At 73.0% G+C, this 19,436-nt stretch carries 18 protein-coding genes and 4 tRNA genes; 7 read left to right on the top strand and 15 right to left on the bottom strand.

Translation table 11 applies throughout. The features are described 5' to 3' along the window. Positions 1–8 precede the first annotated feature (8 nt). The 9 genes from KZX45_RS01690 to thrS form a co-directional block, all read right to left on the bottom strand. Positions 9–563, bottom strand: a complete 555-nt coding sequence (locus KZX45_RS01690) for an NUDIX domain-containing protein (protein ID WP_308221689.1) — start codon at positions 561–563, stop codon at positions 9–11. After that, a complete protein-coding gene (pdxS, locus tag KZX45_RS01695) occupies positions 560–1,477 on the bottom strand; it encodes a pyridoxal 5'-phosphate synthase lyase subunit PdxS (protein ID WP_308221690.1) in 918 nt (305 codons plus the stop codon). The genes KZX45_RS01690 and pdxS overlap by 4 nt, the downstream gene beginning before the upstream one ends. 158 nt (positions 1,478–1,635) lie before the next feature. After that, complete coding sequence (locus KZX45_RS01700; protein ID WP_248255974.1) at positions 1,636–2,859, bottom strand: PrsW family intramembrane metalloprotease; 1,224 nt, start codon at positions 2,857–2,859, stop codon at positions 1,636–1,638. 117 nt (positions 2,860–2,976) lie between these two features. Continuing rightward, positions 2,977–3,588 carry a hypothetical protein gene (locus tag KZX45_RS01705; RefSeq protein ID WP_248255975.1) on the bottom strand — a complete coding sequence of 204 codons (612 nt, stop codon included), beginning with the start codon at positions 3,586–3,588 and terminating at the stop codon, positions 2,977–2,979. Next, the gene (locus KZX45_RS01710) at positions 3,579–4,769 is read right to left on the bottom strand and encodes a glycosyltransferase family 4 protein (protein WP_248255976.1); all 1,191 of its coding nucleotides are present in this window, start codon (positions 4,767–4,769) and stop codon (positions 3,579–3,581) included. Before KZX45_RS01710 ends, KZX45_RS01705 begins: the two co-directional genes overlap by 10 nt. Next, positions 4,769–5,776, bottom strand: coding sequence for a phosphatidylinositol mannoside acyltransferase (locus tag KZX45_RS01715; protein ID WP_248255977.1), 1,008 nt, complete (start codon positions 5,774–5,776; stop codon positions 4,769–4,771). The genes KZX45_RS01710 and KZX45_RS01715 overlap by 1 nt, the downstream gene beginning before the upstream one ends. Further along, the gene (gene pgsA, locus KZX45_RS01720) at positions 5,773–6,423 is read right to left on the bottom strand and encodes a phosphatidylinositol phosphate synthase (protein WP_248255978.1); all 651 of its coding nucleotides are present in this window, start codon (positions 6,421–6,423) and stop codon (positions 5,773–5,775) included. Before pgsA ends, KZX45_RS01715 begins: the two co-directional genes overlap by 4 nt. Then, complete coding sequence (locus KZX45_RS01725) at positions 6,424–7,005, bottom strand: HIT domain-containing protein (RefSeq protein WP_248255979.1); 582 nt, start codon at positions 7,003–7,005, stop codon at positions 6,424–6,426. Next, a complete protein-coding gene (gene thrS / locus KZX45_RS01730) occupies positions 7,002–9,023 on the bottom strand; it encodes a threonine--tRNA ligase (protein WP_248255980.1) in 2,022 nt (673 codons plus the stop codon). The genes KZX45_RS01725 and thrS overlap by 4 nt, the downstream gene beginning before the upstream one ends. A gap of 448 nt (positions 9,024–9,471) precedes the next feature. Here thrS and KZX45_RS01735 point away from each other — a divergent pair, with 448 nt between their 5' ends. From KZX45_RS01735 to KZX45_RS01745, 3 genes are all read left to right on the top strand, one after another. Further along, positions 9,472–10,797: an ABC transporter substrate-binding protein gene (locus KZX45_RS01735; RefSeq protein WP_248255981.1), complete on the top strand. Its 1,326-nt coding sequence runs from the start codon at positions 9,472–9,474 to the stop codon at positions 10,795–10,797. A 66-nt stretch (positions 10,798–10,863) separates the two neighbouring features. Further along, positions 10,864–11,838 carry a carbohydrate ABC transporter permease gene (locus tag KZX45_RS20165; protein ID WP_248255982.1) on the top strand — a complete coding sequence of 325 codons (975 nt, stop codon included), beginning with the start codon at positions 10,864–10,866 and terminating at the stop codon, positions 11,836–11,838. Continuing rightward, positions 11,835–12,764, top strand: a complete 930-nt coding sequence (locus tag KZX45_RS01745) for a carbohydrate ABC transporter permease (RefSeq protein WP_248255983.1) — start codon at positions 11,835–11,837, stop codon at positions 12,762–12,764. The genes KZX45_RS20165 and KZX45_RS01745 overlap by 4 nt, the downstream gene beginning before the upstream one ends. An 86-nt stretch (positions 12,765–12,850) precedes the next feature. Here KZX45_RS01745 and KZX45_RS01750 read toward each other — a convergent pair. Together KZX45_RS01750 and KZX45_RS01755 are read right to left on the bottom strand one after the other, a co-directional pair. Further along, positions 12,851–12,922 (bottom strand) — tRNA-Val (locus tag KZX45_RS01750). 227 nt (positions 12,923–13,149) lie between these two features. Next, the gene (locus KZX45_RS01755; protein ID WP_248255984.1) at positions 13,150–13,995 is read right to left on the bottom strand and encodes an aminotransferase class IV; all 846 of its coding nucleotides are present in this window, start codon (positions 13,993–13,995) and stop codon (positions 13,150–13,152) included. Between the two features lie 117 nt (positions 13,996–14,112). Here KZX45_RS01755 and KZX45_RS01760 point away from each other — a divergent pair. The 3 genes from KZX45_RS01760 (at position 14,113) to KZX45_RS01770 (ending at position 14,382) form a co-directional block, all read left to right on the top strand. Next, positions 14,113–14,185: transfer RNA gene (locus KZX45_RS01760), tRNA-Gly, on the top strand. A 33-nt stretch (positions 14,186–14,218) separates the two neighbouring features. Beyond that, positions 14,219–14,289, top strand: a tRNA-Cys gene (locus tag KZX45_RS01765). An 18-nt stretch (positions 14,290–14,307) separates the two neighbouring features. Next, a tRNA-Val gene (locus KZX45_RS01770) sits at positions 14,308–14,382 on the top strand. A 179-nt stretch (positions 14,383–14,561) separates the two neighbouring features. Here the strand turns inward: KZX45_RS01770 and KZX45_RS01775 are convergent. The 3 genes from KZX45_RS01775 to KZX45_RS01785 all read right to left on the bottom strand — a co-directional run bounded on the left by KZX45_RS01775 (position 14,562) and on the right by KZX45_RS01785 (position 16,857). Continuing rightward, positions 14,562–15,341, bottom strand: a complete 780-nt coding sequence (locus KZX45_RS01775; RefSeq protein ID WP_248255985.1) for a DUF1206 domain-containing protein — start codon at positions 15,339–15,341, stop codon at positions 14,562–14,564. Between the two features lie 101 nt (positions 15,342–15,442). Continuing rightward, entirely contained in the window at positions 15,443–16,168 is a 726-nt protein-coding gene (locus tag KZX45_RS01780) for a phosphatase PAP2 family protein (RefSeq protein WP_248255986.1), read from the bottom strand. Between the two features lie 2 nt (positions 16,169–16,170). Beyond that, on the bottom strand, positions 16,171–16,857 hold the full coding sequence (locus KZX45_RS01785; protein WP_248255987.1) for a phosphatase PAP2 family protein: 687 nt from the start codon (positions 16,855–16,857) through the stop codon (positions 16,171–16,173). A 158-nt stretch (positions 16,858–17,015) separates the two neighbouring features. On the opposite strand from KZX45_RS01785, the gene sulP reads away from it, so the two are divergent. After that, the gene (gene sulP, locus KZX45_RS01790) at positions 17,016–18,704 is read left to right on the top strand and encodes a sulfate permease (RefSeq protein WP_248255988.1); all 1,689 of its coding nucleotides are present in this window, start codon (positions 17,016–17,018) and stop codon (positions 18,702–18,704) included. On the opposite strand, the gene KZX45_RS01795 is transcribed toward sulP, so the two are convergent. After that, positions 18,674–19,294 carry a YgjV family protein gene (locus KZX45_RS01795; RefSeq protein WP_248255989.1) on the bottom strand — a complete coding sequence of 207 codons (621 nt, stop codon included), beginning with the start codon at positions 19,292–19,294 and terminating at the stop codon, positions 18,674–18,676. The two genes, sulP and KZX45_RS01795, sit on opposite strands and share 31 nt — an antisense overlap. Positions 19,295–19,436 lie beyond the last annotated feature (142 nt).

The raw sequence follows: 19,436 nt of genomic DNA on the forward strand, positions 1-19,436 counted from the left end.
GTGGGTGGTCAGAGGGAGGACTCGTCCAGGTGCTCGACGGAACCGTCCCAGCCGTCCAGGAGACGGCGGACGAGCGCGGGCAGCGCGAGCGGGTAGACCACGGTGCCCGCCGCGACGGCGGACTCGAGCTCGTCGATCTCCCACCAGCGCATCTCGTCGAGCACGTCCCGCTCGAGGAGCGTCCAGCCCTCGTCGGTGACGGCGTCCGCGGAGTCGACCCTCGCGAGGAAGAACTCCTCGTCCTGACGGCAGGTGACCCGGGCGAAGTCGAAGAGGGCGCTGCGGGTGAGCACCGGCCCCACCAGCGCGTCGTGCGCGACGGACAGGCCCGTCTCCTCGCGCACCTCGCGGACGGCGCCGTCGTGGGCGCTCTCCCCCGCGTCCAGCCCGCCGCCCACGGTGAACCACCAGGTGCGGGTGACCTCCCCGGCGTCGTGACCGCGCACGAGAAGGACGCGGTCGTCGCCGTCGAGGAGGATCACCCGGGCGGCCCGGCGGAACGGCACGCCGTCCGGTCCCGGCTCCCACTCGGGGCCGAGCCCGTAGGTGAGCGGTTCCGTCACCAGCCGCGCTCGGCGAGGCGGTGGGGGACGGGGATGTCGTCGACGTTCAGGCCGACCATGGCCTCGCCGAGCCCGCGCGAGACGTCGGCGATCACGGTGGGGTCGTCGTAGAACGTCGTCGCCTTGACGATGGCGGCCGCGCGCTGGGCGGGGTTGCCGGACTTGAAGATGCCCGAGCCGACGAACACGCCCTCGGCCCCGAGCTGCATCATCATCGCCGCGTCGGCCGGGGTCGCGATCCCGCCCGCGGTGAACAGCACGACGGGGAGCTTGCCGGCCTCCGCCACCTCCTTGACGAGGTCGTAGGGTGCCTGCAGCTCCTTGGCGGCGAGGTAGAGCTCGTCCTCGGGCAGGTTCTGCAGCCGGCGGATCTCGTCGCGGATCTGGCGCATGTGCGTCGTGGCGTTGGAGACGTCGCCCGTGCCGGCCTCGCCCTTGGAACGGATCATGGCCGCGCCCTCGGTGATGCGGCGGAGCGCCTCGCCGAGGTTGGTCGCCCCGCACACGAACGGGACGGTGAACTTCCACTTGTCGATGTGGTGGGCGTAGTCGGCCGGCGTGAGCACCTCGGACTCGTCGACGTAGTCGACGCCGAGGGCCTGGAGGACCTGGGCCTCCACGAAGTGGCCGATGCGGGCCTTGGCCATCACGGGGATCGAGACGGCCTCGATGATGCCGTCGATCATGTCCGGGTCGCTCATGCGGGAGACCCCGCCCTGGGCGCGGATGTCGGCCGGGACGCGCTCGAGTGCCATCACGGCCACGGCGCCGGCGTCCTCGGCGATCTTCGCCTGCTCGGCGGTGACGACGTCCATGATGACGCCGCCCTTGAGCATCTCCGCCATGCCGCGCTTGACCCGGGCGGTGCCCTGCTGCGCAGTGCGGGCGTCGTTGGCGAACTCGTTCTCTGACACGTTTGACCTCGGTGGATGCGGGGAAAGGGTCGTGGGGCGGACCCGACGGCCATTCTAGTCGCGCGGGAGCGGCGCCCCCGCCGGGCTCCAGCTGCTGGGACCGGCCGCGGCACGGGCGCTCTCGGCCGCCGGGCCGGACCCGCGCCGACCCGCGGCTCCTAGGCGGCGGCCAGGAATCCCGCGCGGGACCGTACGACGGCGTCCAGGAGGTCGCGCTCGTCCGCATGGGTGCGCAGGTCGTACCGGCCGGTGAGGGATCGCTGCCGCGCGAAGGCCAGCGTGGTCGCCGAGCGCTGGAAGTCCTTCATGGCCCGGCCGGCGCCGGCGCCCCGCGACGCCGCCCAGCGCCGGGCGGCCCGGCGCCCACCCATCGAGGTGAGCATCCGGATCTCGTACGGCGCGAACCAGCCGGCCTGCGCGTACTCGGACAGGCGGTGGCCGATCGTGGCCTTCTCGTCGTTGCGCAGCCAGACCACCAGGACGATGCCGGCGGCGAAGAGCGGGACCTGGAAGAGCCAGTACAGCACGTCGTAGAGCGCCAGCGCCGCGGACCCGTTCCACACCGCGTGGAGCATCACCGCGCCCAGCCAGCCGACCGGGAAGAGCCACAGCCACGAGTGGCGGTCGGCCGACCTCGAGGCGAAGCCGAGGGCGATGCCGATGACCGCCGTGAAGGTCACGTGCGCGAAGGGCGACTGGACCGCCCGCGCCACGAACACCTCGGTCAGGACGTCGCTGTACTGGACGAAGTAGAGGATGTTCTCGGTGAACGCGAACCCCGCCGCGACCACGGCCGCGTAGACGATTCCGTCCACCGGCCCGTCGAAGTACCGGCGGCGCAGCAGGAAGATCAGCAGGACGCCCAGGCCCTTGGCGGTCTCCTCGACCAGCGGCGCGCCCACCACGGTGCCGAGCACGGACGCGACCAGCGAGCTGCCGGTGGCGCCCATGACGTAGAACGCGAAGGCCTCGTTGAGGATCAGGGAGACGGCCGTCGAGACCCCGACGCCCCACAGGAGCGCGGCGAGGAGGAGCCAGCGCGGCTCCGGCTCCCAACGGTCGACCCACGCGATGGCGGCGAGCACCCCGACCAGCGGCAGGAGGGCGAGGAACCCGGCGAGCACGGTCGCACCCACGCCCCCGCCCTGGCCGAGGATGACGGCGAGCAGCCACACGGCCCCGGCGAGGCCCAGGGCGATGCCGACGACCTCGACGACGAGCGTGGCCGTGCGGCGCCGGGCAGGCTGCGGCCACTGCGGGGCGGCGGCCAGCTGCGGCGCGTGCTGCCCCGGCACGGGGGACGGGCGGTACCCGATCGTCTCGTGGTCGCCGCGGCCGTCCGGACCACCGGGCGCGAAGGGGGACGGGCCGCTCGACGACATGGGCGCCAGCCTAGGGGCTCGGCCTCCCGCCGCGCCCGCGGCCCGGGCGGTCCGCGCCGCGCCCGCGGCCCGGGCGGTCCGCGCCGTGCCCGCGGCCCGGCGTCCCGCGGCGCAGGCTCAGTCCCCGGGCAGCTCGTCGTCCATGTCGAACGGCTCGGGCAGCGGCGCCCGGCCGGCGAGGTGGAACACCCGGACCAGCGGGTCGGCCCGCAGGCGGCGCACCTGCTCGACGTGGGAGTTGTGGAAGCGCCGGGCGAGCTGGAGCCGGTACCAGGACTGGTGCAGCTGCGTCATGACGGCGGCCGCCCGCGGGTCGGCTGCGAGCTCGTCGCGCTCCGCCCGTGCGCCGAGGACCGCACGCAGCGTCCGGCTCAGCTCGCTCTCGAGCAGGGCCCGGCTCGTGCCGTCGCCCGCGCTGTCGTCCACCCCGGCGAGCGGACCGGTCTCGGGGCTGCCCGCGAGACCGTCCGGCACCAGGTCCACCGGGGCGGCGTCGCTGGCGCGCAGCGCGACGTCGGCGACGACCATCGCCTCGGCGGGGTCCAGGGCCCCCGACGCCGCCAGCTCGGTCGCGGCGGCGGCGCGGCGGGCGAGCTGCGCCTCGAGGGTGGCGCGCGAGCGCAGCACGGTCCGGTGGAGCCGGTCCACGCGCACCGCCTGGCGCCAGAGCACGACGAGGACGACCGCCAGCACGGCGACGGCCACGAGCACCCACTCGGTCAGGCCCACGGCCGCTCCGTCGCCGCGGCGCGCAGCCGGCCGAACATGGTCCGCGAACGCGGGTCCTCCCGCACGCGGGCGTGCGCGGTGGACAGGACCATGTCGTAGACGGCGAGCACCTGGCTGGTCACGGTCGACCAGTCGTAGCGGCGCACCGCCGTCGCGGCCCGCTCCCGCAGGGGGAGGCCGTCGCCGCGGTGGGTCAGCACGTCCACGAGGGTCCGAGCGAGGCTGGTGGGGTCCCCGCGGTGGAACAGCCGGCCGACGGCGCCGTCCTCGAGCACCGCCTGGAAGGCGGGGATGTCGGCGGCCACGGTGAGCGCGCCGCCGCTCATCGCCTCGACCAGCACGATCCCGAAGCTCTCGCCGCCGGTCTGCGGGGCGACGTAGACGTCCACCGAGGCGAACAGGCTCGCCTTCTCCTCGTCGCTCACGCCGCCGAGGAAGGTCACGGAGTCACCGAAGCGGGCGAGCTGCGCCCGTTCGGCGGACGCCTCGCCGCGCCCCGCGACGAGGAACCGCGCTCCCGGCACCTCGGCGAGGACCGGGCCGACGGCGTCGGCGAGGATCGGCAGGCCCTTGCGCGGCTCGTCGAGCCGGCCCAGGAACGCCACCGTCGGGCGCTCCTCCGTCCCGATCCACCGGGGGTCCTTCGGCGCGGTCGCGAACCGGTCGACGTAGACGCCGTTGGGCACGATGACGGCGTCTCCGCCGAGGTGCTGGACCAGCGTGCGGCGCGCCTCGGCGGAGACGGCGATGCGGCCGCTGATCTTCTCCAGCATCGGCACGACGACGGGCGAGATGGCCTGCAGGCCGCGTGAGCGCTCCATCGAGGTGTGGAACGTCCCGACGACGGGCCCGTCCGCCGCCCACAGCGCGAGCATGCTCAGCGACGGCAGGAACGGCTCGTGGATGTGCAGCAGGTCGAAGTCGCCGTCCTCCACCCAGCGGCGCACGCGGGCGCCGACGACGGGGCCGAAGTTCAGCCGGGCGACGGAGCCGTTGTACGGGATGGCCACCGTCTTCCCGCTGGGGACGACGTAGTCGGGGACGGGCGTGGAGTCCTCGGCGGGGGCGAGCACGCTGACGTGGTGCCCGAGCCGGATCAGCTCCTCGGCGAGGTCGCGGACGTGGAACTGGACCCCGCCCGGCGCGTCGAAGGAGTAGGGGCAGACGATGCCGACGCGCATCAGCGGTCCTCCCCGGCCCGGCCCTCGGGGCCGGCGCTGGCCGACGCCCGCGCGAGGCGGTCGGGGTCGAGGTCGGCGAGGAACACCGGCTGGAGCATGTGCCAGTCGGCCGGGTGCGCGCGGATGCGGGCGCCGAGCGCGTCGACCCACCGCTGCGTCAGGGTGGCGACGTCCGCCCCGCCGTCGTCCGCCCCGCCGTCGTCCCCCCCCACGCCGTCCCCCGCCCGGTCCACCGGCGGGAGGAACTCGATGACGATGCCCCAGCGGGAGCCGGCGGCGCGGCGGCGGGCGCCCGTGAGGCGCTCGTGGCGGATCATCGTCGGGTGGAGCGGCAGCCCCGTGGCCAGAGCCAGCGCGGCCGGCCCGGGTGCGACGCGGGCGCGGTGTCCGAGGAGGTCGACCTCGACCCCGGTGGCGGTCAGGTCCCGGTCGGCCAGCAGCGGGACCATGCTCGCGGAGGTCCGCGCGTGCCGGATGAGCTGGCGGAAGACGCCGCTGCCCTTGTCGAACGGGATGATCGTCATGCCGAGCGCGGTGCGGAAGTCCAGGAACCTCTGGAAGACCTCCTCGGGCTCGAGGTGCTCGGCGACGGTGACGACGGGGCCCAGGTTCTTCGCGCCCCACGCCCCGGCGAGGTCCCAGTTGCCGTTGTGGCCGAGGGCGCACACCACCGACCGGCCGGCCGCGAGGGTCTCCCGCACGGCGCCGTCGCCGACCGCACGCACCCGGGCGCGGACCTGGTCCTCGCTGAGCCGCGGAAGCTGGAACGCCTCGCAGTAGTAGCGCAGGTACGCGCGCATGCCGCGGCGGGAGAGCCGGCGCAGCCCGCGGCGGTCGAGGCCCGGGCGCACGCGGGCGAGGTTGCGCTCGAGCTGGTCCACGCCCCCGGCCCGGAGCGCCCAGACCGCGTCCGCGACGAGGGAGAACAGTGCCCGGGCGACCGGCTCGGGGAGGTGCTCGACGCCGGTGCTGGCGAGGGAGAAGACCTTGGCGACGTCGACCCTCACCTGGCGTCCTCCGCGTCGGCCCCCGCGGTGCGCGGGCCGCGCGCCTGGTCGTGGACCGCCCGCATGCGCTGGAAGACCGTGTACGCGCTGGCGAGCGCGAGCAGCGCGAGGGCGACGGTCAGCACCTGTGCGGGCAGGCCGAGCCCGGTCAGCAGCACGGCGGCGAGGACGACCACGATGCGGTCGGCCCGCTCGGCGAGTCCGACGTTCGCGGTCATGCCCAGGGACTCGGCCCGCGCCTTGGCGTAGGGCACGACGCTGCCCAGGACAAGGCACACGAACGCGAGCCCGGCGGTGAGGTTGCCCAGCGCGCCGTCGAGGTGGCGCAGCGCCCAGACACCCACGCCGGCGAAGATCGCGGCGTCGGCGAAGCGGTCCATCGTGGAGTCGAGGAACGCGCCCCATCGCGACTCGGTCCCGGTCAGCCGGGCCATCTGCCCGTCGAGGTTGTCCGCGACCACGAGGGCACCGAGGACCAGCGCCCCGGCGGTGAGGTGGCCGGTGGGCAGGAGCGTCAGGGCGGCCGTCGAGGTGAGCACGGTGCCGGCGACGGTCACCGCGTCGGGGCTGACGCCGAGCCGGACGAGCAGGCGGGCGGCCGGGCTGAAGACGGCGCGTGCGAACCCGCGCGCGTTGGTGCTGAGCAACTAGATCCCCTCCGGTGCGGCGGCCGCCCACGCCGCGGCGAGGAGGTCGCGGGTCTCCCCCAGGACCTGGGGCAGTGCCTTCGTGCGGGCGACCACGGGCAGGAAGTTCGAGTCGCCGTTCCACCGGGGCACCACGTGCTGGTGCAGGTGGGCGGCGATGCCGGCGCCGGCGACGGCGCCCTGGTTCATGCCGAGGTTGAAGCCGTCCGGCGCGGAGGCCGCACGCACCACCCGCATCGCGGTCGCCGTGAGCGCGCCGATCTCGTCTCGCTCGTCGTCGGTGAGCTCGGTGAGGTCGGCGACGTGGCGGTAGGGGCACACCAGCAGGTGGCCGGGGTTGTACGGGTACAGGTTGAGCACCACGTACGCGCTCGCGCCGCGGTGGACCACCAGGCCGTCCTCGTCGTTGCGCGAGGGCGTGCGGCAGAACGGGCAGGCCGCCTCGCCGTCGTCCTCGGGCTTGTCCTGCCCGCCCACGTAGACCATCCGGTGCGGCGTCCACAGGCGCTCGAACGCGTCGGGCACGCCGGGATGCTCGCCGGCGCGCTCGGCCCGGCGATCGTCCAGGTCTCCCGAGGTCACACCTGCTCCCGTGCGGCGATCTTGCCGACGATCTCCTCGACCGCGTCGGCCACGGGCAGCGTCTTCCCGCTGCCGTCGCGGTAGCGGAACGTCACGGCACCGGCCTCGACGTCCTCACCGCCCGCGATGAGGACGAACGGCACCTTCTCCTTGGCGGCGTTGCGGATCTTCTTGCCGAACCGGTCGTCGGAGGTGTCCAGCTCCACGCGGACCCCGCGGGCGCGCAGCTGGTCGAGCACGCCGCGCAGGTAGTCGTCGAAGACGTCGGCCACCGGGACGCCGACCACCTGCACCGGGGCGAGCCACGCGGGGAACGCCCCGGCGTAGTGCTCGAGGAGCACGCCGAAGAAGCGCTCGATGGAGCCGAAGAGGGCGCGGTGGATCATCACCGGCCGCTGCCGCGTGCCGTCCGGGGCGGTGTACTCGAGCTCGAAGAGCTCCGGCTCGAAGAAGTCGAGCTGGATGGTGGAGAGCTGCCAGGTGCGCCCGATCGCGTCCTTGGCCTGCACGGAGATCTTCGGGCCGTAGAACGCGGCGCCGCCCGGGTCGGGCACGAGCTCGAGCCCCGAGGCGGCGGCGACCTCCTCCAGGGTGCGGGTCGCCTCGTCCCACGTGGCCTCGTCGCCCACGGACTTCTCCGGGTCGCGGGTGGACAGCTCGAGGTAGAACTCCTCCAGCCCGTAGTCCTTGAGCAGGTCGAGCACGAAGGTCAGCAGGCTCGACAGCTCGTCCTTCATCTGCTCGCGGGTGCAGTAGATGTGGGCGTCGTCCTGGGTGAACCCGCGGGCGCGGGTGAGGCCGTGGACCACCCCGGACTTCTCGTACCGGTAGACGCTGCCGAACTCGAACAGCCGCAGCGGGAGCTCACGGTAGGAGCGGCCGCGCGAGTTGAAGACGAGGTTGTGCATCGGGCAGTTCATGGGCTTGAGGTAGTAGTCCTGGCCCTGCTTGGTGACGTTGCCCTCGGCGTCGCGCACCTCGTCCAGGTGCATGGGCGGGTACATCCCGTCGGCGTACCACTCCAGGTGCTTCGAGGTCTCGAAGAGCTGCGCCTTGGTGATGTGCGGCGTGTTGACGAAGGAGTAGCCGGCCTCGACGTGGCGGCGGCGGGAGTACTCCTCCATCTCCATCCGGATCATGGCGCCCTTGGGGTGGAAGACCGGCAGGCCGGAGCCGATCTCGTCGGGGAAGGAGAACAGGTCGAGCTCGGCGCCCAGGCGGCGGTGGTCACGGCGCTCGGCCTCGGCCAGTCGCTCGGTGTAGGCCCTGAGCTCGTCCTTGCTGGGCCAGGCGGTGCCGTAGACCCGCTGCAGCTGGGGGTTCTTCTCGCTGCCGCGCCAGTAGGCCGCGGCGCTGCGCATGAGCTGGAACCCGTTGCCGATGAGCTTGGTCGAGGGCAGGTGGGGGCCGCGGCACAGGTCCTTCCAAGCCACCTCTCCCCCGCGCCGGACGTTGTCGTAGATCGTCAGCTCGCCGCCGCCGACCTCGACGGACGCCCCCTCGGCCACCTCACCCTCGGCGGACCCGCCGGGGCCCTTGAGGCCGATGAGCTCGAGCTTGTAGGGCTCGCCGGCCAGCTCGTCGCGCGCCTCGTCCTCGCTGACGACCCGACGGCGGAAGGTCTGGCCCTCCTTGACGATGCGGCCCATCACCTTCTCGAGCGCCCGGAGGTCCTCCGGGGTGAACGGGGTCTCGACGTCGAAGTCGTAGTAGAACCCGTTCTCGATCGGCGGACCGATACCGAGCTTGGCGTCCGGGTTGATCTGCTGGACCGCCTGCGCGAGGACGTGCGCGGCGGAGTGGCGCAGGATCGACAGGCCGGCGGGGCTGCCGATGGTGACCGGCTGGACCTTGGCGCCCACCGGGAGGTCGGCCAGCTCGGTCGCGAGGTCCTTGAGCTCCCCGTCCACGTCCATGGCGACGACGTCGCGCCGGTCGGCGAAGAGCTCGGTGCCCGTGGCGTGGCCGGTGACCGTCTGCTCGACGCCGTCGATGGTCAGGAAGTGGTCGATGGTCACCGGGATAGCTCCTCGCAGGTGCGGTCAGGACCAGTCGATCGTACCGACGCACGATCCGGGTGCCGCACACCGCGGCGGGCGGCGCCACGGGGCGCCGGGCCTCCTTCGGGTGACCGTGACCCGATCGTGTCGTGACAGTCATTGACACGTCTCATCACGCGGGACGAGCATGAGATCACCGACCGGTCGACGTGGACCGTGCGGGTGACCGCCCCGTGCGGCCGCCCAGTCGCGCGATCCCGCGGCCGACCACTGGGAGGCGCCGCGTGAGAGGCCACGAACCGGCGAGGGAGCCGGGCACGCCGCGGACCGCGCCCACGGCCGGCCACCGGCCCGCCGGTCGCCACGACCGCACCCCGACCGTCCGACGGCGGTCCCCGTGCCGTGGCGCGACAACCCGCAGGGCCCCCGTGCGGCACCCCGGCCGCGGGCGGACACGAGGAGAGACATGAGCATCCCGAAGAGGTCACGGGTCGCCGGCGTCTGTGCCGCGGCGGCCGCGCTCGTTCTTGCCGCGTGCGGCGGCGGGGACGACGACGGAGGAGGCGGGGGCGGGGGCGGCGGCACCGGCACCGGCGCGGCGGAGGACATCAGCGGCGAGTCGGTGAGCTTCATCGGCTCGTGGTCGGGCGACGAGCAGGACTCCTTCCTGGCCATGGTCGCGCCGTGGGAGGAGGAGACGGGGGCGTCGGTCGAGTACACGGGCACCCGCGACCTGAGCCAGCAGCTGACCACGGGCATCGCCTCCGGGAACCTGCCGGACGTCGCCGGTCTGCCGGGCCCGGGCCCGATGCAGGACTGGTACGACCAGGGCGCGCTGCAGCCGCTCGACTTCGTCGACATCGACAGCTACGAGCAGGCCACGCCGTCGGGGTTCGCCGATCTGGGGCGCGCGGAGGACGACACCCTCGTCGGCGTCTTCACCAAGGCCGCGGTCAAGGGACTGATCTTCTACAACACCGGCGTCTGGACGGCGGAACCGCCGGCGACGTGGGACGACCTCGCGTCCGAGGCGGGCTCGATGGCCTCGGGCGAGACGATGACGTGGTGCATCGGGCTGGAGTCCGGCGCCACGTCCGGGTGGCCCGGCACCGACTGGATCGAGGACATCGTCCTGCGGCAGGCGGGCCCGGACGTCTACGACCAGTGGGTCAGCGGCGAGCTGCAGTGGAGCTCGGACGAGATCAGGAGCGCCTTCGAGACCTTCGGCGGGGCCCTCGAGAACTCCTACGGCGGCTCCGACTACATCGTCAACACCGCCTTCGGCAGCTCCGCCAACCCGATGTTCGAGGACCCGCCGGGGTGCCTGCTGCACCACCAGGCGTCCTTCATCACCGACTTCTTCGTCAACGAGGCCGGTGCCACCGCCGACCAGTTCGACTTCTTCCCGTTCCCCGACATCGACCCCGAGTTCTCGGGCGGCGTCGTGGGCGGCGGTGACCTGATCGGCATGTTCAACGACACCCCGGCGGCCCGCTCGCTCGTGCAGTACCTGCTCACCCCCGAGGCCCAGCAGATCTGGGTCGAGCGCGGCGGGTTCATCTCCGCCAACTCCGGCGTCGCCCTGGACGCCTACCCGGACGAGACGTCGCGGCGGTCGGCGGAGATCCTCCAGAACGCCGAGACGTTCCGGTTCGACGGTTCCGACAACATGCCGGCCCCCATGACGGACGCCTTCAACCGGGCCATGGTCGCCTTCGCCCAGAACCCCGGCGACCTCGACTCCATCCTGTCCCAGCTGGACGAGACCCAGGCCGACGCCTACGGCGAGTGAGCGGCCCGCCGGGCCGCCCGCCGTCGTCGGTGCCCGCGGCCCGGCCACCCCTGTGAGGAGGTCGGAGTGCTCGTCGACCTGTTCGAGAACCGGCTCGCCCTGGCGCTCGTCGTCGTCCTGGGGGTCCCGGCCGCCCTGGTCGTCTACGTCGTCGCCGTCGAGGCCGTCATCTCGCGGCTCCCACGGCGGGTCTCCGCCGGGATCAGGCCGTGGCTCTGGCTGGCCCCGGCGCTCGCCTTTCTCGGGGTCTTCCTCGTCTATCCGACGCTGGCGACGATCTACCGCAGCTTCCAGAACCGGCGCGGTGACGCCTTCCCCGGGCTGGAGAACTACCAGTGGTTCTTCACCCGCGACGACACCCTGAACGCGCTGCGCAACAACGTGCTGTGGGCGGTGCTGCTGCCGCTCCTCGTCGTCGGGCTCGGCCTGCTGATCGCCGTCCTCGTCGACCGCGTGCGGTACGAGGTCGTCGTCAAGTCGGTGGTCTTCCTGCCGATGGCCATTAGCTTCGTGGCCGCCGGGGTGATCTGGCGGCTGATGTACGACATCAATCCGCGGACCGGCACGCTCAACGCCGCCCTCGACCTCGTCGGCGGACCGCGAGTGGGGTGGCTGAGCACCGCCCCGTGGAACAACCTCATGCTCATCCTCGTCGGGGTGTGGATGCTCACCGGGCTGGCGATGGTCATCCTGTCTGCGGGCCTGAAAGGCATCAGCCCCGAGCTGCTGGAGGCCGCTCGCATCGACGGCGCGAACGAGCGGGAGGTCTTCCGCTACGTCGTCCTGCCCCTGCTGGCCCCGACGATCGCGGTGGTGACGACGACGGTCGTCATCTTCGCGATCAAGACCTTCGACATCGTCTACGTGATGACGAACGGGAACTTCCGGACCGACGTGATCGCGAACACCATGTACAAGGAGCTCTTCGCCAACGGCCAGCCGGCACGGGCGGCGGCGGTCGCCGTGGTGCTCCTCCTGGCGACGGTGCCGGTCATGGTGCTCAACGTCAAGCGGTTCAAGCAGCAGGAGGAGGTCCGATGACGCAGGCACAGGCCCCCGTGGCCGTGGGGACGGACCTGCCCGCGACGCGCGAGCCAGGGCGGGAGCAGGTGTACCGACGGGGACGGGGCCGGCCGGTCCTGCACCTCGTCCTGGTCCTGATCATGGTGCTGTGGGCGGTCCCCGCCGTCGGGCTGTTCGTCGCCTCGTTCCGCACCGCCGAGGCGACGAACCGGTCGGGCTGGTGGACGGCGCTCGTCCCGCCGTGGGAGTTCACGTTCGCCAACTACGACTACGTGCTCAACCGGGCCGGGTTCTGGGACTCGTTCCTGAACAGCCTGTTCATCACCGTGCCGGCGACCGTGCTCGTCGTCATGATCGCGGCCTTCGCCGCGTACGCGTTCGCCTGGATGACCTTCCCCGGCCGCAACGTCATCTTCGTCGTCGTCGTCGGGCTCCTCGTCGTCCCCCTGCAGGTCACTCTCATCCCGGTCCTCACCCTGTTCCGGGACGCGAGCGTCGGCGGCTACGACCTCAGCGGGACGATCCTGGCGGTGTGGCTGGCGCACACCGGGTACGGCCTGCCGTTCGCCGTCTACCTGCTCCGCAACTACATCGGCGGCCTGCCGCGTGAGCTGTTCGAGGCCGCCGAGATCGACGGCGCCGGGCACGCGACGATCTTCTTCCGGCTCGTCCTGCCCATGAGCGTGCCGGTCCTCGCCTCGCTGGTGATCTTCCAGTTCCTCTGGGTGTGGAACGACCTGCTCGTCGCCCTCGTCTACCTCGGTCCCGTCCCGGCGAACCATCCGCTCTCGGTGACCCTGGCGAACCTCACGACGAACTTCGGGGGCAACTGGCAGTTCGTGACGGCCGCGGCGTTCGTCTCGATGGTCATCCCGATCATCGTGTTCTTCGCGCTCCAGCGGTACTTCGTCCGCGGCATCACGGGCGGCGCCGTCAAGGGGTGACACGGGCGGTGGCGCGTGAGCGACACGGGACGACGAACGGCAGAGGCCCCGGGCCGGCTCGTGAGCCGGCCCGGGGCCTCCTGCGGTGGGCGATACTGGGTTCGAACCAGTGACCTCCTCGGTGTGAACGAGGCGCTCTACCACTGAGCCAATCGCCCGCGTCCGCCGCGCCTGCCGGGGGACCGGCGCGTCCGTTGCGAGATGTGATCGTAGCGAACGTGACGCCGGATCGTGAAACCGGCGGGCCCGCACGGGCTGAGAGGAAGGACACACCTTCTCCGCCGCGCCGCGTGCCGTCACTCGGGGGCGGACGCCGACGACCCGAGGGGGACGCCGACGACCCGAGGGGGGACGCCGACGACCCGAGGGGGGCGACGCCGACGACCTAGGGGTCCGGCGTCTCGACGTGCCGCCGGGCGTAGATGTCAGCCACCTGCTGGGTGAGCGGTCCGGGACGGAGCTCGCGCCCGTCCACCGCCACGACGGGCACCATCCCGCGGGTGGAGGAGGTCAGCGCCACGTGCTCGGCCTGGTGGATCGCCGCGAGCGGCAGTCTCTCCTCGCGCACCTGAACGCCGGCCTCGCGGGCCCACTCGATGACGATCGCGCGGGTCACCCCGGCCAGGCAGCCCGAGTCGAGCGGCGGGGTGAGGAGGGCGCCGTCTTCCTCCACGAACACGTTCGTGCCCGTGCCCTCGCACAGCTCGTCCCGGGTGTTGCCGAAGATGGCCTCGTCGGCGCCGCGCTCGTGCGCCCAGGCGAGGGCGCGGACGTTCTCGGCGTAGGAGGTGGTCTTGAGACCGGCGATGGCCGAGCGCTCGTTGCGGACGAACGGCACGACGGCCACCGACGCGGCACGTGGGGCGGAGACGGCCGCGGCGGCGACGAGGAGTGTCCCCGGCCCCCAGGCTGCGTCGGAGCCCAGCGGCCCCGGCCCCCCCGTCCACAGGATCCGCACCCGGGCGAGCGACTCGCCCCACGCCTCGGCCACCTCGGCGACCGCCGTCCGGACGACGTCCCGGTCCGGCAGCGGCAGGCCCAGCCCGGCGGCGGAGCGCTCGAGCCGCTCGATGTGCCGCGTCAGGGCGAAGGGCCGGCCGCCGAGCAGCTCGCAGGCCTCGAAGACGCCGTCGCCTACCGTCAGTCCGTGGTCGGTCGCAAGCACCAGGGGCTCGGCGTGTCCGCGCAGGCGTCCGCCGAACCACACGATCACGCGGTTCTCGGGTGTCATGGACGCACTGTGTCACTGATCACGAGGAGTTCACCACCTCGTGGTTTGGACTTTCCCCGGTGCGGTGGTTAAAGTTCTGGACGTTCCACCGGATCGGAGACGAGCCGGATGGCACACGCGGATGTGGCTCAGTTGGTAGAGCATCACCTTGCCAAGGTGAGGGTCGCGGGTTCGAGTCCCGTCATCCGCTCGGAGGCACCACCACCCGGTGGGCATCCCTCAGGGTGGCGTGGCCGAGAGGCGAGGCAGCGGCCTGCAAAGCCGTATACACGGGTTCGAATCCCGTCGCCACCTCTCTGCGGTGCATGACCTGGGCGATTGGCGCAGCGGTAGCGCGCTTCCCTGACACGGAAGAGGTCACTGGTTCGATCCCAGTATCGCCCACCACGAAGAAGGGCCCGTCCGGAGACATCCGGACGGGCCCTTCTCGCGTCGGCCCGCACCCGGGACGGCACGGTCGGCAGCCCGGACGGCTGGTCGTCCCCCAGTCTCCAGGACTATCAGCCTCCAGGACTCATCGGCCCTGGCACCGGGTGTCGCCTCCGCCACCGGGCGACTGCGGCGAGTCAGACCTTCGCGTAGCGGGCGCGGCCGAAGGAGTAGACGCCGTATGCGGCGAGGCCCAGCGCGACCGCGGTGAGCAGCGCCTTGCCGAACGGCAGCTGCTGGAGGGAGCGCAGCGCGCCGTCGAGCCCCGATGCCCGCTCGGAGTCGGCGGTCGCGGCCGCCGTCACGAACAGGGCACCCACCACGGTGAGCGCGACGCCCTTGGCGACGTAGCCGATCTGCCCGGCCCTGACCACCCACGGACCGGGGTGCTCCCGCAGGTCCTGGAGGAACTTCTTCTTCCAGCCCTTGACCACGTGATAGACGGCGACGGCGATGACGCCCAGCCCGACCAGCGCCACGAGCGCACGGCCGAACGGCTGGGCCATGAGCGTGGCGGTGGTGCTCTCCGTGCTCCCCGATCCTGACGACGACGATCCCCGCACCACGGACACCGCCGTCCAGGCGAGCGCCAGGTAGAGGACCGCCTTGCCGGCGCTCTTGAGCCGGGTGCCGGTGTCCGACCGGGCGATCGCCTCGGTGATCTGCCACAACGCGAGCAGAGCGAAGCCCACCGCGAGCACCCACAGCAGCGCCGCGCCGAGGGCGTTGCCTGCCAGCTGCTGCATCGCGCCCGTCTGGTCGGCCGACTCCCCGGACTGCCCCCATGCCACCTGCAGCGCGATCCACGCGATGAGCAGGTGGAGGACGCCGCTCGCGGCGTACCCCACTCGTGCACCCGTCTCCAGCAACCGGTGATTCCCCGCCTGTGCCGCAGTTCCCCGCACCGTCGCATCCATGGCGAAACTGTGGCACCGCGCGGAGCGCTGCGCGCGTCGGAGTGCGCGCGACTCAGCTCGAGGCCGGGCGCCGCGCCCACGGGCCGCACGGCGACCACGGCTCAGCCGGCCGCCACCTCGGCCGCGGGGCCGGCCTCGCGCTGCGCCCGCCGGTCACGGCGGAGGTAGTGCCAGGCGATCAGGGCGCACGCGATCCCGTTGAGGAACCCGACGGCGACGTCCGTCGCGCTGTGCATCCCCCGGTAGAGCCGCGCGGTGGCGACCAGCGGCGGGACGAGCACGCACGCGATCGTCGCCGTGCGGCGCAGAACGGGCCGGCGGATGCGTTGGGCGAGCATCGCCATCGTCAGGTAGAAGGCGGTCGAGGCGCCCGTGTGGCCGCTCGGGAAGGACGAGGTGGGTGGCGCGACGTCGAGCTGCTCGACGTCCGGGCGTCCCCGGCCCACGACGGCGGAGGAGGTGATGAACACCAGCGCCTGCAGCGCGACGGCGATCCCGGGCACCACCGCCAGCCACCACTGTCGGGTCCGCCACCAGAGGACGGCGATGGCGACCAGACAGGCGCTGATGATGAACAGCGTGCCACCGATGTTGGACAGCACGGACGTGACCGTGTCGAGCAGGGGCGTGCGCTCGGAGACGAACGCCTCGTTGACCGCGTCCTCCTCCGGGAGGGAGTTCAGCGGGCCGACGATGAGGAAGCCGGTGCCCACGACGAGTGCCCACAGCGGCACGACGGGGAGAAGGGCCCTGCGGCCGAGGTCGGTGAGGGCCGCCCGCACGGTCGGCCGGCTCGTGTCGCGCTCCCAGCGGTGCAGGAACCCCATCGTCAGGTCTCCGTCGGCAGCTCTGTCGGGTGGACGGGGCTCCAGCCGACATAGCCCAGGTACGAGCCGCCGGCGGCCGCACAGCCCAGCACCACACCCGCGACGACGTCGGACGGGTAGTGCACCCCGAGCAGCACCCGGTCGAGCCCGGTGAGCACGACCAGCAGGCCGGCTACCAGCGGCACGACCGCCCGGGCACGCGGCCCGAGCAGGGGCCAGACGAGCGCCGTGACGACGATCCCCGCCGCGGCGGTGTTCATGGCGTGACCGGAGGGGAAGCTGAAGCCGGGCGCGTGGGCGACGGCCTCGTCGACGACCGGCCTGGCGCGCTGGACGCCGGTCTTGACCACGAGGTTCAGGCCCCAGGTCAGCATGAGGGTGACGAAGGCCCACAGGGCGCGGGTGCGCAGAGCGTGCCGGCGCCAGACCCACAGGCACAGGATCGTCACCGCGAGGTTCACCCAGCGCGCCTGGAACGCGGTCTGCCACGTGAGGAGCACGACCCGGACCACGGGCTGCTCCCGGGTGAGGTCGGTGCCCGCCCGGACGGCGGAGTGGTCGAGGTCCACGACCGGACCGGACTGCGCCCGGACCAGGTAGGCCAGGACGGCCACGGGCACCGTCAGCGTGGCGGCGACGACGACGGCGCGCAGGATCCTGCGCGCTCGGGACGGGACGACGACGGCCACGGCGGAAGGCTAGGCCCGGCACCGCTCCGCCGCCCGCCGGACGGCGGTCGGACGCGAGCCGCCACCGCGGGAGCGCGGGCGTGAACTCCCGTCCGCCGCCTGCGCCTCGCCGGTACCGTTGACCCGCCGGGCGTCCAGACCCGGGGAAAGAGGCGGCCATGGCTCCGCCGGCGGGGCCGGAGACGGGCCTGCACCTGCTGCGCCGCTACCGGCGCGCGTGGTGGCGCGGCGACGTCGTGGCGGGCGTGACGGTCACCGCCTACCTCGTCCCCCAGGTCATGGCCTACGGCGCCCTGGCCGGGCTCCCGCCCGCCGTCGGGCTCTGGACCATCCTGCCCTCGCTCGCGCTCTACGCCGTGCTCGGCTCGTCCCGCCACCTCTCGGTGGGCCCCGAGTCGACGACCGCGCTGATGGTCGCCCTCGTCGTGGGTCCGCTCGCGGACGGCGACCCCGCGCGGTACGCGACCCTCGCCGCAGCCCTGGCGCTCCTCGTCGGCGTCCTGGCGCTCCTCGCCCGGCTGGCGCGGCTGGGAGTCGTGTCCGACGTCGTCTCCCGGCCCGTGCTCATCGGCTACATGGCGGGCGTGGCCGCCCTCATGATCAGCGGGCAGCTCGAGAAGGTCACCGGGGTGAGCGTCCCGGACGGCACCTTCGCCGAGCAGGTCCTCGCGTTCCTGCGCGGCCTCGGCGAGGTGGACCCGGCGACCACGGCGCTCGCCGCCGTCACGCTCCTCGCGCTCCTCCTGCTCAAGCACTTCGTCCCCCGCGCGCCCGGTCCCATCCTCGTGGTCCTGGCGGCGACCGCCGCTGTCGCGCTCGCCGGGGCGCGAGCTGGCGACGTCGCCGTCGTCGGGCGCATCCCGGCGGCCGTGCCGACGCCGGGGCTGCCCGCGGTCGATCTCGCGGACCTGGGGTCGCTCGTCCCCGCGGCGCTGGGCGTCCTGATCGTCGGGTTCACGGACAACGTGCTCACCGCGCGGGCCTTCGCGTCCAAGGGCGGGTACCGGATCGATCCCGACCAGGAGCTCCTCGCCCTGGGGGCGGTGAACGTCGCCGCCGGCCTGGTGCACGGCTTCCCGGTCTCCTCCTCCGGGTCGCGCACCGCGATCGGGGTGGCGTCCGGCGCCCGGACGCAGATGTACTCCCTCGTCGCCGTGGTCACCGTCCTCGCCGTCCTCCTCCTCGGCCGGCCGCTGCTCGCGCAGTTCCCGATGGCGGCCCTGGGCGCGCTCATCGTCTTCGCCGCGCTCCAGCTGATCGACGTCCCCGGCTTCCGCAAGCTCGCCTCCTTCCGGCGTGCGGAGCTCGCCCTCGCGGTGGCCACCCTCGCCGCCGTCGTGATCCTCGGGATCCTCCCCGGCGTCCTGCTGGCCGTCGCGCTGTCCTTCGTGGAGATGCTGCTGCGGGTGGGCCGTCCGCACGACGCGGTGCTGGGTCAGGTGCCGGGGCTGGCCGGCATGCACGACGTCGACGACTACCCCGAGGCGACGACGATCCCCGGCCTCGTCGTCTACCGCTACGACTCCCCGCTCTTCTTCGCCAACGCCGAGGACTTCCGGCGGCGGGCCCTGCGTGCGGTGGAGGACCAGACCGACCGGGTGCGCTGGTTCGTCCTCAACGCCGAGGCGAACGTCGAGGTCGACCTCACGGCGCTGGACGCCCTGGAGGCCCTCCGTGCCGAGCTGACGGACCGGGGCGTCGTCGTCGCGATGGCCCGGGTCAAGCAGGACCTGTTCGCCGAGCTCGAGGCGTACGGCCTCGTGGAGGCGCTCGGGCGGGACCGGTTCTACGCCACCCTGCCGACGGCGGTCGCGGCCTACCGGGAGTGGGCGAGGTCGAGCTCGTAGGCGTCGCCCACGAGCGTGAAGCCGATCCGTCCGTAGTACGGCTCCTTCACCCCGGGGGCCGTGCGCACGCGTCGGTAGCCGTCCTCGAGCAGGATGTCGCTGGCGTTGAAGACGAACTCCCCCGGGGTGAAGTCGCGGTACCTCTCCACCACGTGGTCGAGGTCGATCTGCGCGACGCCGTCGCCGGCGTCGTGCAGCAGGACGTAGCCCACGGTCTCGTCGCCCCTGACGATCAGGTAGGCGGCACCGCCCGGGACGGGGCCGCGGAAGCCCGGGTCGAACCGCTCGATGTCCGCCCGGTGCCGGGTGAGGAGGTGGTGGAGGTACTCCCCCGCCGGGTCCACGCGCAGCACCTCGTAGGCCTCCTCGGAGTGGCGCGACCCGAGCAGCCGGTAGAGGTTGACCACCTGGATCGCGGCGAGAACCACGTTGAGCACCACCACCGGCCACACGCCGAGGACGCCGTTGTAGAGGATCTGCAGCAGGCAGCCGACGAGGTTGATGAACCGGAGCCGGAGAATCCGCTGCTGCATCATCGACCAGACCACCACGGCAGAGCCGATCCACCCGATGACCTCCAGGACCGGCATCGCCGACACCTCCCGCTCCCCGGGCGCGGCACCGGTCGCCGCGCCGACGTCGTCGCGATCCTGCCACGGCCCACGACGGCGATCGCGGGACTCCGGGGACCGCCGAAAGGCCCCCGGGCGTGAGGCATGTCACGGCGGGGCC

This window comes from Georgenia sp. EYE_87 (assembly GCF_023148685.1).
Taxonomy (GTDB): Bacteria; Actinomycetota; Actinomycetes; order Actinomycetales; family Actinomycetaceae; genus Georgenia.

Excerpts from the sequence above, each read along its gene's own strand:
- KZX45_RS01700 (WP_248255974.1), bottom strand. The coding sequence starts at position 2,859 with ATGTCGTCGAGCGGCCCGTCCCCCTTCGCGCCCGGTGGTCCGGACGGC.
- KZX45_RS01710 (WP_248255976.1), bottom strand. The coding sequence starts at position 4,769 with ATGCGCGTCGGCATCGTCTGCCCCTACTCCTTCGACGCGCCGGGCGGG.
- KZX45_RS01735 (WP_248255981.1), top strand. The coding sequence starts at position 9,472 with ATGAGCATCCCGAAGAGGTCACGGGTCGCCGGCGTCTGTGCCGCGGCG.
- KZX45_RS01745 (WP_248255983.1), top strand. The coding sequence starts at position 11,835 with ATGACGCAGGCACAGGCCCCCGTGGCCGTGGGGACGGACCTGCCCGCG.
- KZX45_RS01755 (WP_248255984.1), bottom strand. The coding sequence starts at position 13,995 with ATGACACCCGAGAACCGCGTGATCGTGTGGTTCGGCGGACGCCTGCGC.
- KZX45_RS01775 (WP_248255985.1), bottom strand. The coding sequence starts at position 15,341 with ATGGATGCGACGGTGCGGGGAACTGCGGCACAGGCGGGGAATCACCGG.
- KZX45_RS01780 (WP_248255986.1), bottom strand. The coding sequence starts at position 16,168 with ATGGGGTTCCTGCACCGCTGGGAGCGCGACACGAGCCGGCCGACCGTG.
- sulP (WP_248255988.1), top strand. The coding sequence starts at position 17,016 with ATGGCTCCGCCGGCGGGGCCGGAGACGGGCCTGCACCTGCTGCGCCGC.
- KZX45_RS01795 (WP_248255989.1), bottom strand. The coding sequence starts at position 19,294 with ATGCCGGTCCTGGAGGTCATCGGGTGGATCGGCTCTGCCGTGGTGGTC.